This window comes from Streptomyces sp. Ag109_O5-1, from assembly GCF_003814875.1.
Classification (GTDB): domain Bacteria; phylum Actinomycetota; class Actinomycetes; order Streptomycetales; family Streptomycetaceae; genus Streptomyces; species Streptomyces sasae.
Genome location: NZ_RKQF01000001.1, coordinates 9,241,463 through 9,255,012, shown reverse-complemented (window position 1 = coordinate 9,255,012; position 13,550 = coordinate 9,241,463). Strand labels below are relative to the sequence as shown.

Below are 13,550 nucleotides of genomic sequence, written 5' to 3'. Positions count from 1 at the left end.
CGAAGAGAGCTCACCAGCTCTGACGAGGAGTAAGAACCCGACATGACCAGTCAGTCCACCCTGCAGTCCGTGCCTGCCCTGGGGACGCACCCGGCCTCCGGCTCCAACCCGAGCCGGGCCGAAACCAGGGAGCAGCTCTCCAAGGCGTCGTACGACCTTCTCGTGATCGGCGGCGGCATCCTGGGCATCTCCACCGCCTGGCACGCCGCGCAGTCCGGGCTGCGGGTGGCACTGGTCGACGCCGGCGACTTCGCCGGCGCCACCTCCTCCGCGTCCTCCAAGCTCCTCCACGGCGGTCTGCGCTACCTGCAGACCGGCGCGGTGAAGCTGGTCGCGGAGAACCACTTCGAGCGCCGTGCGGTCTCCCGCCAGGTGGCCCCCCACCTGGCGAACCCGCTCACGTTCTACCTCCCCGTGTACAAGGGCGGGCCGCACGGCGCCGCGAAGCTCGGGGCGGGCGTGTTCGCCTACTCCGCGCTCTCCGCGTTCGGTGACGGAGTGGGGCACCTGCTGAGCCCGGCGAAGGCCGCGCAGGACGTGCCCGAGCTGCGCACCGAGAACCTCAAGGCCGTCGCGGTGTACGGCGACGACCAGATGAACGACGCCCGCATGGCGCTGATGACGGTCCGCGCGGCCGTCGAGGCGGGCGCGGTCGTCCTCAACCACGCCCAGGTCACCGGCCTGCGCTTCACCAAGGGCCGGGTCACCGGCGCCGACCTCAAGGACGCCGTCTCCGGCGAGGAGTTCGGCGTCAACGCCCGCCTGGTGCTCAACGCCACCGGCCCCTGGGTCGACCACCTGCGCAAGATGGAGGACCCGAACGCGGCCCCCTCCATCCGTCTCTCCAAGGGCGCGCACCTGGTGCTGAAGCGGACCGCCCCGTGGAAGGCCGCGCTGGCGACCCCCATCGACAAGTACCGGATCACCTTCGCCCTCCCCTGGGAGGACATGCTGCTGCTCGGCACCACCGACGAGGAGTACGAGGGCGACCCGGCGGATGTCGCCGTCACCGAGAAGGACATAGCCCAGATCCTGGACGAGGCCGCGTTCTCCGTCCGGGACCAGCAGCTCCAGCGCGACCTGATCACCTACGCCTTCGCCGGCCTGCGCGTGCTGCCGGGCGGCCCCGGCAGCACCGCCAAGGCCAAGCGGGAGACCGTGGTCACCGAGGGCCGGGGCGGCATGCTGTCCGTCGCGGGCGGCAAGTGGACCACCTTCCGGCACATCGGCCGCACCGTGATGCAGAAGCTGGAGGCGCTGCCGGGCCACCCGCTCGGCGACGACTTCGAGCCGATCGCCTCGCTGCCGAAGAAGCTCCCGCTGCCCGGTGTCGCCAACCCCCGTGCGGTCGCCCACCGCCTGCTGGTGGACAACCCGGCGCCCGGCCCGCGGATGGCCGCCGACACCGCCAGGCACCTGGCCACCCACTACGGTTCGCTGGCCTTCGACATCGCCCGGATCGCCAACGAGCAGCCGGAGCTGGCCGAGCGCGTCCACCCGGACGCCCCGGAGATCTGGGCGCAGGTCGTCTGGGCCCGCGACCACGAGTGGGCCGAGACCGCGGACGACGTGCTGCGCCGCCGCACCACCCTGACCATCCGCGGCCTGGCCACGGACGACGTCAGGGCCAAGGTCCAGGACCTGCTCGACAAGAAGTAACCGGCGAGCAGAAGAAGCAGGCGGTTGCCGGGTCCTCCCTGACCGGCCCGGCAACCGCTGAAGACCCGGCCCCGCCGTACCGGGGGCGGGCACGGAAGAGGCGGCTCCCATCCCCTAGGGAGCCGCCTCTTCGCCTATCTGTACGGGACGGCCGGTCCCGCTGGCCGGCCAGGTCCCGTACCGCGCCGGGCGTGGTCAACTCGGCACGGCGCACGGTCAGTTCGCGCCCGAGCAGCAGGGCCCGCCGGGACGCCGGGGCCGGCTCCGGCAGGGTCGTGAGGTCCGGCCGCGCTGGGCGGTGCCCTGTGCGAGCGGGCGGGGGTGTTCACCATCGGCCTCGCAGGCATGATGCTGCTCGGCTGCTTCACCTCGGTGGCGACGAGCTGGTTCACCGGCAGCGCGTGGCTGGGGGTGCTGGCCGCCGCCCTGGCCGCGGCCGCCTACTCGCTGATCCTGGCGGTGGGTGCGGTGACGCTGAAGGGGGACGCGGTGGTGCTGGGCATCGCGATGAACCTGCTGGCGGTGGGTCTGACGATTTTTCTGTTGCGTACGGTCTTCGGTGTGCAGGGCACCTTCGACGATCCGACCCTGGCTGGGCTGCCGCTCGTCGGCGGTTTCACGCCGCTCGCCTATCTGGCGTTCGTGCTGGTCGCCGTGGCCGCGCTGCCGCTGTCCCGGCATGTGTGGGGGCTCAGGCTGCGCGGGGTCGGCGAGGCCCCGGACGCGGCGGCCTCGCTCGGCGTGAGCCCGGTGATGTACCGGTACGGGGCCGTGCTGGTCTCCGGTGTGCTGCGTGGACTGGCCGGGGCCCAACTCGCCCTCGGGAACGTCACGTTGTTCTCCGAGAACATGACGGCGGGGCGCGGTGGGATCGCCGTCGTGGCCGTGCCGCTCGGCCGCGCCGCGCCGCTCGGTGTGCTGCTCGCCGCGCTGTTGTTCGGGCTCGCCGAGGCGGCCGGTTTCCGTCTTCAGGACCTCGGTCTGCCGCAGCAGGCGACCGGTGCCGCGCCGTACGTGGTGACGCTCGGTGCCCTCTCCCTCTCGACGGCCCGCCGCCGTCCCCGTACCCCTTCTCCCGGAGTTGCCGCATGACCCAGGATCTGCTGCCCATCACCCGAATACCGCGCACGGGGCTGCCGGCGCACGCGCTCGTGGTCGGGGACCCGGCGCGGGCGGCGGCGGTGGCCGGGCTGCTCGACGGCGCGGAGGAGGTGTCGTACCACCGCGAGTACCGGGTGTTCAGCGGGAGTTGGAAGGGGCTGCCGGTGACGGTGGCCTCGCACGGGGTGGGGGCGCCGGGGGCGGTCCTGCTGTTCCAGGAGCTGGCCGATGCCGGGGTGCGCACCTTTGTGCGGTTCGGTACCGCGGGGGCGATGAAGCCGGGGATCGCGGACGGCGACCTGGTCATCGCGGAGGCGGCGGTGCGGGACGACGGGGTGACGCAGCAGTTGCTGCCGCCGGAGTACCCGGCGTACTCCGCCCCGGAGGTGGTGTTCGCGCTGCAGCGGGCCGCGCGCGAGTCGGGCGCCCCGCATCACCGGGGCGTGGTGTGGACACGGGCGGCCTTCCAGCCGGGGCTGCTGCCGCTGTTCTCGTACCAGGGGGCCGGACTGGCCGCGATCGAGATGGAGTTGTCCGCGCTGCTGGTGACGGCGTCGCTGCGCGGCCTGGTCGCGGGCGGGGTACTGGTCGTGGACGGGGTCAACGCCGACGAACTGGTCGACGAGGAGGGGACCGGCGGGTACGACCCGCACCGGGACGTCGTCGCGGCCGGTGTCGAGCGCGGTGCGGTGGTGTCGCTGGAGGCGCTGCGGATGCTGGCGGAGGGGAACGAGGCGTGAGCATCGACCTGTTGGTGCGGGGCGGGGACGTGCTCACCGTCGACGACGCCTCGACCGTCGTACGGGACGGGGCCGTCGCCGTGCACGAGGGTGAGATCGTGGCGGTGGGGGCGGCCGCGGAGCTCGCCGGGCGGTACACCGCACGCGAGACGATCGACGCCGAGGGCTGTCTGGTCCGTCCCGGGTTCGTCAACGCGCACACGCACCTCGCCATGACCCTGCTGCGCGGCCGTGCCGACGACGTGACCCTCCAGGGCTTCCTGGAGAAGGTACTGGCCTGGGAGGCCGAGCTGCTGGCGCCGGGGAACGTGGCGGCGGGGGTGCGGCTGGCGGTCGCGGAGAGCGTACGGGCCGGGGTCACCTCGGCGCTGGACATGTACTGGTTCCACGAGGCGGCCGAGGCGGCGGCCCGGGAGGCGGGCTGGCGGCTGCACAGCGGGCCGACCTTCATGGACGTGCCGCAGCCGCCGGACGGGCTCGGGTACGAGGAGCGGCTGGCGTGGGCCCGGCGGGACCTGGAGGCGCGCGGGGACGCGGGTCCCGGCCGGCGGCCGGTGGTCTTCGCGCACTCCGCTTACACCCTCTCCCCCGCCCAGCTGACCGAAGTGTTCGCGCTGGCCCGGGAGTTCGGTGCGCTGGTGCACATCCACGCGGCCGAGAACGCCACCGAGGTGGCCACCGTCGAGGTCAAGCACGGCAAGCGGCCGGTGGAGTTGCTGGACTCGCTCGGGCTGCTGGGCCCGGATGTGCTGCTCGCGCACGCCGTCGATCTGACCGGCCCGGAGATCGCGGCCATCGCCCGCTCGGGTACGGCGGTCGCCCACTGTCCGGTGTCGAATCTCAAGCTGGGCTGCGGGATCGCGCCGGTGCCCCGGCTGCTCGGCGCCGGTGTCACCGTGGGGCTCGGCACGGACGGGGCGGTCAGCTCCAACTCGCTCGACGTGCTGGGGGCGGTTCGGCAGGCGGCGCTGGTACACAAGGCGGGCGGCGACCCCACGGCGGTCGGCGCGGAGCAGGCCGTACGGATGGCGACGATCGGGGGTGCGCGGGCGCTCGGGCTCGGCGACCGGCTGGGGTCGCTGGAGGTCGGCAAGCGGGCGGACCTGATCGTGGTCGATCTGGACGCGCCGCATCTGCGGCCGCCGCACGATCCCTGGTCGACGCTCGCGTACGCGGCGCACTCGGCGGACGTGCGGGACACCGTGGTCGACGGGCGGGTGCTGATGCGCGGGCGGGAACTGCTCACGCTGGACGAGCGGGCCGTCCTCGCCGGCATCGAAGACCTCTCATGTCCTGATCGGGTCGCATAATGTGGCTGAGACATCGGATGTCTGAGCGACAGGGAGGCCGGTATGGCAGTCACCGATGAGGCGATCGAGAAGATCAAGGACATGATCGTCTCCGGTGCGCTGCGCCCCGGTGACCGGTTGCCCAAGGAGAGCGAACTCGCCGCCGAACTGGGCCTGTCCCGCAACTCGCTCAGGGAGGCGGTGCGGGCCCTGTCGCTGATCCGGATCCTGGACGTCCGGCAGGGCGACGGCACGTATGTCACCAGTCTGGACCCGCAGTTGCTCCTGGAGGCGATGAGCTTCGTCGTCGACTTCCACCGCGACGACACGGTCCTGGAGTTCCTGGCGGTACGCCGGATCCTGGAGCCGGCCGCGACCGCGATGGCCGCGTCCCGGATCAGCGAGCAGCAACTGGACGCGCTGGCGGCCCAGCTGGACGCACTGGGCGCGGAGCCCTCGGTGGAGGAACTGGTCGCCTGCGACCTGGAGTTCCACCGGGGGATCGTGCAGAGCTCGGGGAACTCGGTGCTCTGCTCGCTTCTTGACGGGCTGTCCGGACCGACCACCCGGGCCCGGATCTGGCGCGGACTGACCCAGGAGGACGCGGTCGCCCGCACCCTGCGCGAGCACCGGGCGATCCTGGCCGCACTGCGCGACCGGGACGCGGAGGCGGCCCGTTCCTGGGCGACCGTGCACATCGCGAGCGTGGAGCAGTGGCTGCGCAGCAGCCTGTGAAGCCCTTGCTGCCGGGCGCGGTTCCTCCGCGAAGCGGGGTGTTCGAGGGTGGCGAACGGGGCAGTGATCCGTTCACTCCCCCGTGCAAGGGGGCTGCGGGCGCCCCCGTTGGACGCCGTAAGGTTGGGGCGTACGCGAGGGCACGTCGGAAGGAGGCACTGGGTGATCGAGCTGGAGGGGGTTCCCGAGCTGATCGACCCAGTCATGGTGGCCGCGTTCGAGGGCTGGAACGATGCCGGCGACGCCGCCTCCACCGCGGTCGCGCACCTGGAGCGGGAGTGGAAGGGCGAGGTGTTCGCGGCGCTCGACGCCGAGGACTACTACGACTTCCAGGTGAACCGCCCCACGGTGTGGATGGACGCCGGCGTGCGCAAGATCACCTGGCCGACCACACGGCTGTCGGTGGTCCGGGTCGGCGGCGAGAAGCCGCGCGACCTGGTACTGGTCAGAGGCATCGAGCCGTCCATGCGCTGGCGCTCGTTCTGCAACGAGCTGCTCGGCTTCGCCCATGAGCTGGGCGTCGAGCTGGTGGTCGTCCTGGGCGCACTGCTCGGTGACACCCCGCACACACGTCCGGTGCCGGTCAGCGGGGTCACGTCCGACTCCGACCTGGCCCAGCGGATGGACCTGGAGGAGACCAAGTACGAGGGTCCGACCGGGATCGTCGGCGTCCTCCAGGAGGCGTGCACGCACGCGGGCGTTCCGGCGGTCTCGCTGTGGGCGGCGGTGCCGCACTACGTCTCCCAGCCGCCCAACCCGAAGGCCACGCTGGCCCTGCTCAACCGCCTGGAGGACCTGCTCGACCTGCGGATCCCGCTGGGCGAGCTGCCCGAGGACGCGCGCGCCTGGCAGGTCGGGGTGGACCAGCTGGCCGCGGAGGACAACGAGGTCGCCGAGTACGTTCAGACGCTGGAGGAGGCCCGGGACACCGCCGAGCTGCCGGAGGCGTCCGGCGAGGCGATCGCCCGTGAGTTCGAGCGGTATCTGCGGCGCCGGGACGTCAGCCCGCCGGGCGGGCACGCCACCGCGGACGGCAGCGACAGCGCGTCGTATCTGCGGGACAGCCCGGGGAACCCGGGCGGCAAGGCACGGCCGCCGCGGCCGCCGAAGCCGGACGCGCCCGGGAATGCCGGGGACGTCGGGGACACCGAGGACCCGGATTCGGACGGCGAGGACACCTCCGAGGACTGAGACAGGGGCGGTACGCACAGTGCGTACCGCCCCTGTCTGTCGGGGGCCGACCGTAGATTGCCGGCCTCGCGCCGGTGGGGGCTGAGCGCGCAGTTCCCCGCGCCCCTGAAAGACGGGGCGCGGGTGCTGCCGTTCGCTTAGAGGGCCACGCCCAGCAGGGCGTCCACCGCTCGTGACACGACCCCGGGTGCGCCCGTGTCCGTGCCGCCCTGGTCCTGCTGCAGCGCCGCCCAGCGGTCGACGGCCGCCAGCGCGGCGGGCGCGTCCAGGTCGTTGCTGAGGGCCTGGCGGATCTCCTCCACCAGGGACTCGGCCGGCGGGCCGTCGGGGCGGGAGACCGCCGCGCGCCAGCGGGCGAGGCGATCCTCGGCGTCCCGCAGCACCTGGTCGGTCCACTCCCAGTCGGAGCGGTAGTGGTGGGAGAGGAGGGCCAGGCGGATCGCGGCCGGGTCCACGCCGTCGCGGCGCAGCTGCGAGACGAAGACCAGGTTGCCCCTGGACTTGGACATCTTCTCGCCGTCGAGGCCGACCATACCGGCGTGCACGTACGCCTTGGCCATCGGGAACTCGCCGGTGAGCACCTGGGCGTGCGAGGCGCCCATCTCGTGGTGCGGGAAGGCCAGGTCGGAGCCGCCGCCCTGGACGTCGAAGGTCATGCCGAGATGGTCGAGGGCGATGGCCACGCACTCGATGTGCCAGCCCGGCCGGCCGCGGCCGAGGGAGCCGCCGTCCCAGCTGGGCTCGCCCTCGCGGGCGGCCATCCAGAGCATCGGGTCGAGCGGGTTCTTCTTGCCCGGGCGGTCCGGGTCGCCGCCGCGCTCGGCGGAGAGCAGCCGCATGGCGGCCGCGTCGAGGCCCGAGACCTTGCCGAAGTGGGGGTCGGCCTCGACGGAGAAGTAGATGTCGCCCTCGAGCTCGTAGGCGGCGCCGAGGTCGCGCAGCCGCTCCACCAGCGGCACGATGCCGGGTATCGCCTCGACCGCGCCTATGTAGTGCTGCGGCGGCAGCATCCTGAGGGCGGTCATGTCCTCGCGGAAGAGGGTGGTCTCCTGCTCGGCCAGGGCGACCCAGTCGACGCCGTCGCGCTCCGCGCGTTCGAGCAGCGGGTCGTCGACGTCCGTCACGTTCTGGACATAGTGCACCTGCCGCTTGGTGTCGAGCCACACGCGCTGAACCAGGTCGAACGCGTTGTAGGTCGCCGCGTGACCCATGTGGGTCGCGTCGTACGGCGTGATGCCGCAGACATAGATACGGGCGACGGGACCGGGGTCAAGGGTGACCAGACCACCGGTCGCGGTGTCGTGGATCCTCAGGTCGCGGCCCTGACCAGGCAGGGCGGGGACCTCGGAAGCGGGCCAGGCATGCATGTACATGAGCGTAACCGGACCAGAGTTCGGTATACGAACCGGATCAGGCCGGACGGCCGGAAAGGCACTCTTGATCTTGCGTCCCGGATGTGCCGCGGGGCGCTACAGGGGCTCTACACGGGCGGCCAGGGGATGGCCGGCCACTCGCCGCTCGGTTCCGGGTGCTTCCCAGCGGCGAGCAGCGCGTCCACACGCGCGCGTGTGGCGTCGAGTTCGGCGGCGGTGATCAGTTCGGCGAGCCGGGTCCCCAGAGCCCCGCCGAGGGCCCCGCGCAGGCCCTGGAGGACCTCCACGGCGTCGGCGGTGAGCGACTCGCCCGCCCAGCCCCACAGCAGGGTGCGCAGCTTGTTGTCGACGTTGAAGGTGACTCCGTGGTCGATGCCGTACAGCCGGCCGTCGGCGGTGGGCAGCAGATGGCCGCCCTTGCGGTCGGCGTTGTTGATGACGGCGTCGAGGACGGCGAGCCGGCGCAGCCGTTCGTCGTCGGCGTGCACCAGCAGCGCGGTCTTCCCCTCGCCGACGTCGGCCGGCCCGATGGCCTTCCAGCCGGGCTCGGGCTCCTCCGCGTCCACCAGGGCGAGCAGTTCGGCGCCGTCGGGGGCCACGTCGATCCAGAGCTGGACCATGCCCTCGCCGTACGGGCCGTCCCGCAGCACGGTGGGCGGGACCAGGTCCCAGCCGGTGGCCGCGGCGACCTCGTAGGCGGCGACCTCGCGCTGGGCGAGGGTGCCGTCGGGGAAGTCCCACAGCGGGCGCTCACCTGCGACCGGCTTGTAGACGCAGGACGCTTCCTCGCCGTCGTACGCGACCGTGCAGAACAGCGCCGCGTTGGAGGCGTCGCGGATCCGGCCGCGCACCTTCAGCTCACCTTGGGCGAGCAGGTCGGCGGCGGTCACGCTCCGCGGCGGTATCCGTTCTGGCGCGGACATACGTGTCCTTCCGGGTCGAGGGGGAGGCTGCACAGCGGGCACGGCGGCCGCCCGGCGTTGACGACGTCCAGGGCGCGCTTGGCGAAGGCTCTGGCCTGCGCGCCGGTCAGCCGGACCCGCAGCATCGGAGGCCCGTTCTCCTCGTCCTGGAGGAGGCGCTCCTCGGCCTCGGCGAGGTCCTCCTCGGACTCGGCGTCCAGCTCGACGAGGGCCTGGGCCTCGACGATCATGCGCTCGTCCTCGCCGTCCCAGGCGAGCGCCATGGTGCCGACGCGGAACTCCTCCTCGACGGGGGTGTCCAGCGGGGCGCTGTCGGCGATCTCGTTGGGGGCGACGGCGGGCACGGCCGCGTTGCCGCCGCTGCGCCGTACGACCTCGTCGAGGAGTTCGTCCATGCGTTCGGCGAGAGCGGCCACCTGGGTCTTCTCCAGGGCCACGCTGGTCGTCCGGGGGCCGGCCGTGGCCTGGAGGAAGAACGTACGGCGTCCGGGCAGTCCGACCGTGCCCGCCACGAAGCGGTCCGGCGGATCGTAGAGGAACACCTGACGGGACACGTCCTGTCTCCATGGGAATCGAGGGTGCGTGGGCTCGGGCGAGCGGCGGCTACCGCGGCGTTTACGTGGATCGCTTCACCCTACTGCGGCTGACGATCACGGCGCGCCGGCGCCGCCACCGACCGGGGCGTCTTCCCCCGGAGGTTCCTCGCGGGGGGCAAGGGAGGCGAAATCCCCGGTGTCGCCGAGACGAACGAGAAACGGCCTGAGGCGGGTGTAGCGGATCGCGGTGATGGAACACGGTTCGACGGAGATCCGCTGGAAGAGGTCGAGATGCAGACCGAGCGCGTCCGCGACGAGGGACTTGATGATGTCACCGTGCGAGCACATGAGATAGACGGCGTCGGCGCCGTGGTCGCGCTCCACGCGCGCGTTCCACTCGCGAACGCCTTCGGCGGCGCGGGTCTGCATGGCCCGCATGGACTCGCCGCCCGGGAAGGCGGCGGCCGACGGGTGGACCTGGACGACCTCCATCAGCGGCTCGTCCTTGAGCTCGGCGAGCTTGCGGCCGGACCAGTCGCCGTAGTGGGCCTCGCCGATCCGCTCGTCGGTGTGGGCGGTGAGTTCGGGCCTGGCCTCCAGGAGGGGGCGGATCGTCTCCTGGCAGCGCTGCAGCGGACTGGTGACGACCTCGGAGATCGGCAGCCCGGCGAGCCGGCCGGGCAGCGCGGCGGCCTGGGCGGCGCCGCGCTCGTCGAGGGCGACGCCCGGCGTCCAGCCGGCGAGCACGCCCGAGGTGTTGGCGGTGGACCGTCCGTGCCTTACGAGGATCAGCGTGGGCATGCGGCCCAGGGTAGGCGCACGCCGAGGTGCGCGGTCGGGCGACCGACGGGAGAATACGCTCCGTGATCGTCGACTGCGCCATCTACCGGGACGGGGAGCGGACGGAGACCCCGCAGGACTTCTCCGACGCCCTCGCGGAGGCACGCGCGCGTGGCGACAGTTTTCTGTGGATCGGCCTGTACGAGCCGACCGAGCGCGAGTTCGACCTGGTCACCGACGAGTTCGGGCTGCATCCGCTGGCCGTCGAGGACGCCCTGACCGCCCACCAGCGGCCCAAGCTGGAGGTGTACGACGACTCGCTGTTCGTCGTCCTGAAGCCGGTGAACTACGAGCCGAAGAGCGACACGGTGACCTCCGGCGAGCTGATGGTCTTCATCGGGGACTCCTTCGTGGTCACCGTGCGCCACGGGACACCGTCGCCGCTCGGGGACATCCGGCGGCACCTGGAGGAGCAGCACGAGTTGCTCAGGCACGGGCCCACGGGGGTGCTGTACTCGATCTCCGACGCGATCGTCGACCATTATCTGGAGGTCTCGACCGAGTTGCAGAGCGACCTGGAGGAGCTGGAGGCCGAGGTGTTCTCACCGGGCAGTGGCGGCTCCCGGTACACCGCGTCGCGGATCTACACCTTCAAACGGCAGATCCTGGAGTTCCGCAGGGCCACCGTGCCGCTGGCCCTGCCCATGACCAAGCTGGCGGGGGTGGGCCAGTACGGCGGTGCGATGACGGTGCCCTTCGTGCAGGACCAGTCGCGGCTGTTCTTCCGGGACGTCAACGACCATCTGCTGCGGGTGAACGAGGGGGTGGAGGCCCTGGACCGGCTGGTGTCTGACGTCCTCAGCGCCCATCTCGCGCAGATGAGCGTGCGGCAGAACGACGACATGCGGAAGATCTCCGCATGGGCGGCCATGGCCGCGGTCCCCACGATGATCGCGGGGATCTACGGCATGAACTTCGACCACATGCCCGAGCTGCACTGGTACTGGTCGTACCCGACGGTGATCATGGTCATGGCCGTGCTGGAGTGGGTGCTGTACCGGCTGTTCAAGCACCGCGGCTGGATGTGAGCGCGGCCGACCGCCGGCCCCCGGTCAGGCGGACTCGGGGGCGGGGGCGGCGGGGCCGCCCAGGGCGTTCCTGCGCTCGGGCATCCGCAGCGTGACCATGCGGCGCCAGCCGGCGGCGCGCTCGTAGGCGTAGACGGCGTGGATGCCGGCCGCGAGGAGCGCGGTCCTGGCCTTCGGCCAGCCGAGGATGCGGCCCATGCGGGCCATGACGGCGAGGCTGACGTCCCGGTGGATCCGGATCTCGGCGAGGGCGCACTCGCGCAGCGTGCGCTGGATGGCGTGGCCGTGTCCGGCGTACGCGAAGCGCAGCAGTTCCTCTTGGCAGTAGGCGAGGTGGTTGTCCTCGTCGTGGGAGATCGTCTTCACCGCGCGGCCCAGGTCCGGGTGGTCGGCGAAGTGCCGGTGCAGCAGCTCCATCTGCTCGGCGGCGCGCTGTTCGGTGACCCGGCTGTGGGCGAGGTAGGTGACGATCTCCGGCACGGTGAGCGGCCGGTCGGACCGGAGCCTGTGGTGGGCGAGCCCGATCCCGTGCCGTTCGAGGAGCATCGTGTAGTCGGTGTCCGGCGGTACCGGAACGGGCGTCAGCCCGCGCTTCTTCAGCAGGGCGTCGAAGATGCGGCCGTGCTTGTCCTCGTCGGCTCCATGGCGGGTGATCTTGGAGGCCAGGTCGCGTTCGCTCCGCGGTACGAGCGCGGCGATCCGCGCGTTCTCCCAGCCGCCCTGGGACTCCCCGCTGGCCGCGACGGAGCAGAAGAGCCGGAAGGACTCGTCGTTGTCGAGGATCTCCTGGAACAGACTCCTGGCCGACAGCATCGTGGGCACCTCTCTGGAGGACTCACCGAACCCGCAAAAAACGAGTCAAATGCTGCATCGGGACCATGGCAACAGTTGTGCGGGCCGACTCGGCCGAACGGAGGAGCACCAGGGTCGCACCGGGGGCGTAACCGCGCGGGCACGGGCGCGTTGTTCTCCGTGACGGCCGTGGCGGGGAAGACCCCCCGAGCCCCCACCACGGCCGCGGACCTCTCCCCCGCTGCGGGCCCTGTGGCTACGCGAGCCCGGCGCGCTCCACCGCCTCGGCCCCGGCCCGCAGCGAGGCGAGCCGCTCGTCCAGGGTGAAGCCGGCGGGGGCGAGGGACAGCGTGGTGACCCCGGCGGCCGCGTAGGCCTTCATCCGGTCGGCGATCCGGTCCACGGACCCGAGCAGCGTGGTCTGGTCGATCAGCTCGTGCGGTACGGCGGCAGCGGCCCCGTTCTTGTCCCCGGACAGGTACTTGTCCTGGACGTCGGCGGCCTCCCGCTCGTACCCCATGCGCCGGGCGAGCTGGTTGTAGAAGTTCTGCTTGGCGCTGCCCATACCGCCGACGTAGAGGGCGGTGTAGGGACGGAAGGTGTCGGCGAGCTTGGCCACGTCCTTGTCGTCGCCGACGGCGAGCGGCAGCGTCGGGCAGACGTCGAACCCGTCGAGGGTCTTCCCGGCCTTCTCCCGCCCCGCACGCAGGTATGTGACGGCCGTCTCCTCCAGATGCTCGGCGGACGGAAAGATCAGCAGGGCGCCGTCGGCGATCTCGCCGGTCTGCTCCAGGTTCTTCGGCCCGATGGCGGCGATGTAGACCGGGATGTGCTCGCGCTCCGGGTGCACGGTCAGCCTGATCGGCTTGCCCGGGCCGCCCGGCAGCGGCAGCGTCCAGTGCTCGCCCTCGAACGTCAGCCGTTCCCTGGACATCGCCCTGCGCACGATCTCCACGTACTCGCGGGTGCGGGACAGCGGCTTGTCGAACTTGACGCCGTACCAGCCCTCGGAGACCTGGGGTCCGGAGACGCCGAGGCCGAGCCGGAAGCGGCCGCCGGAGAGGGAGTCGAGGGTGGCGGCGGTCATCGCGGTCATGGCCGGCTGCCGGGCCGGGATCTGGAAGATGGCCGAGCCGACGTCGATGCGCTCGGTCTTCGCGGCGACCCAGCTGAGCACGGTGGCGGCGTCGGAGCCATAGGCCTCGGCGGCCCAGCACACGGCGTACCCGAGCCGCTCGGCCTCCTGCGCCACGGCCAGATTGTCCCCGTCCATCCCGGCGCCCCAGTAGCCGAGGTTGATCCCGAGCTGCATGGCCGTTCCCCTTACCGATCAGTAACGTCGC

Annotated in this window: 12 protein-coding genes and 1 pseudogene; 7 read left to right on the top strand and 6 right to left on the bottom strand. The window is 72.0% G+C overall.

From position 1 onward, the window contains the following. Positions 1–42: 42 nt before the first annotated feature. The 6 genes and pseudogenes from EDD90_RS42145 (at position 43) to EDD90_RS42115 (ending at position 6,715) form a co-directional block, all read left to right on the top strand. Positions 43–1,659, top strand: coding sequence for a glycerol-3-phosphate dehydrogenase/oxidase (locus EDD90_RS42145; RefSeq protein WP_123978348.1), 1,617 nt, complete (start codon positions 43–45; stop codon positions 1,657–1,659). A gap of 285 nt (positions 1,660–1,944) precedes the next feature. After that, positions 1,945–2,751 (top strand): annotated as a pseudogene (locus EDD90_RS42135) (ABC transporter permease); the annotation flags it as partial. Next, a complete protein-coding gene (locus EDD90_RS42130) occupies positions 2,748–3,500 on the top strand; it encodes a nucleoside phosphorylase (RefSeq protein WP_123978347.1) in 753 nt (250 codons plus the stop codon). The pseudogene EDD90_RS42135 and the gene EDD90_RS42130, both read left to right, overlap by 4 nt. Beyond that, complete coding sequence (locus tag EDD90_RS42125; RefSeq protein WP_123978346.1) at positions 3,497–4,810, top strand: amidohydrolase; 1,314 nt, start codon at positions 3,497–3,499, stop codon at positions 4,808–4,810. The genes EDD90_RS42130 and EDD90_RS42125 overlap by 4 nt, the downstream gene beginning before the upstream one ends. A 42-nt stretch (positions 4,811–4,852) precedes the next feature. Then, positions 4,853–5,524 carry a FadR/GntR family transcriptional regulator gene (locus EDD90_RS42120; protein ID WP_123978345.1) on the top strand — a complete coding sequence of 224 codons (672 nt, stop codon included), beginning with the start codon at positions 4,853–4,855 and terminating at the stop codon, positions 5,522–5,524. 162 nt (positions 5,525–5,686) lie between these two features. Then, entirely contained in the window at positions 5,687–6,715 is a 1,029-nt protein-coding gene (locus tag EDD90_RS42115; RefSeq protein WP_123978344.1) for a PAC2 family protein, read from the top strand. Positions 6,716–6,852: 137 nt separating this feature from the next. On the opposite strand, the gene mshC is transcribed toward EDD90_RS42115, so the two are convergent. The 4 genes from mshC to EDD90_RS42095 all read right to left on the bottom strand — a co-directional run bounded on the left by mshC (position 6,853) and on the right by EDD90_RS42095 (position 10,348). Further along, a complete protein-coding gene (gene mshC / locus EDD90_RS42110; RefSeq protein WP_123978343.1) occupies positions 6,853–8,082 on the bottom strand; it encodes a cysteine--1-D-myo-inosityl 2-amino-2-deoxy-alpha-D-glucopyranoside ligase in 1,230 nt (409 codons plus the stop codon). Between the two features lie 113 nt (positions 8,083–8,195). Beyond that, on the bottom strand, positions 8,196–9,011 hold the full coding sequence (locus EDD90_RS42105; protein ID WP_123978342.1) for an SCO1664 family protein: 816 nt from the start codon (positions 9,009–9,011) through the stop codon (positions 8,196–8,198). Beyond that, positions 8,975–9,565: a DUF3090 domain-containing protein gene (locus EDD90_RS42100; RefSeq protein ID WP_123978341.1), complete on the bottom strand. Its 591-nt coding sequence runs from the start codon at positions 9,563–9,565 to the stop codon at positions 8,975–8,977. The genes EDD90_RS42105 and EDD90_RS42100 overlap by 37 nt, the downstream gene beginning before the upstream one ends. Positions 9,566–9,661: 96 nt before the next feature. Then, on the bottom strand, positions 9,662–10,348 hold the full coding sequence (locus EDD90_RS42095; protein WP_123978340.1) for a histidine phosphatase family protein: 687 nt from the start codon (positions 10,346–10,348) through the stop codon (positions 9,662–9,664). 62 nt (positions 10,349–10,410) lie between these two features. On the opposite strand from EDD90_RS42095, the gene corA reads away from it, so the two are divergent. Beyond that, positions 10,411–11,415, top strand: coding sequence for a magnesium/cobalt transporter CorA (corA, locus tag EDD90_RS42090; RefSeq protein ID WP_185149416.1), 1,005 nt, complete (start codon positions 10,411–10,413; stop codon positions 11,413–11,415). Between the two features lie 24 nt (positions 11,416–11,439). Here the strand turns inward: corA and EDD90_RS42085 are convergent, their stop codons facing one another. Both EDD90_RS42085 and EDD90_RS42080 read right to left on the bottom strand, forming a co-directional pair. Continuing rightward, entirely contained in the window at positions 11,440–12,228 is a 789-nt protein-coding gene (locus tag EDD90_RS42085) for a ferritin-like domain-containing protein (RefSeq protein ID WP_123978339.1), read from the bottom strand. A 235-nt stretch (positions 12,229–12,463) separates the two neighbouring features. Then, the gene (locus tag EDD90_RS42080) at positions 12,464–13,519 is read right to left on the bottom strand and encodes an LLM class F420-dependent oxidoreductase (RefSeq protein WP_123978338.1); all 1,056 of its coding nucleotides are present in this window, start codon (positions 13,517–13,519) and stop codon (positions 12,464–12,466) included. Positions 13,520–13,550: the final 31 nt, after the last annotated feature.

Coding starts and splice junctions, on each gene's coding strand:
- EDD90_RS42145 (WP_123978348.1), top strand. CDS start 43: ATGACCAGTCAGTCCACCCTGCAGTCCGTGCCTGCCCTGGGGACGCAC.
- EDD90_RS42130 (WP_123978347.1), top strand. CDS start 2,748: ATGACCCAGGATCTGCTGCCCATCACCCGAATACCGCGCACGGGGCTG.
- EDD90_RS42120 (WP_123978345.1), top strand. CDS start 4,853: ATGGCAGTCACCGATGAGGCGATCGAGAAGATCAAGGACATGATCGTC.
- mshC (WP_123978343.1), bottom strand. CDS start 8,082: ATGCATGCCTGGCCCGCTTCCGAGGTCCCCGCCCTGCCTGGTCAGGGC.
- EDD90_RS42105 (WP_123978342.1), bottom strand. CDS start 9,011: ATGTCCGCGCCAGAACGGATACCGCCGCGGAGCGTGACCGCCGCCGAC.
- EDD90_RS42095 (WP_123978340.1), bottom strand. CDS start 10,348: ATGCCCACGCTGATCCTCGTAAGGCACGGACGGTCCACCGCCAACACC.
- EDD90_RS42085 (WP_123978339.1), bottom strand. CDS start 12,228: ATGCTGTCGGCCAGGAGTCTGTTCCAGGAGATCCTCGACAACGACGAG.
- EDD90_RS42080 (WP_123978338.1), bottom strand. CDS start 13,519: ATGCAGCTCGGGATCAACCTCGGCTACTGGGGCGCCGGGATGGACGGG.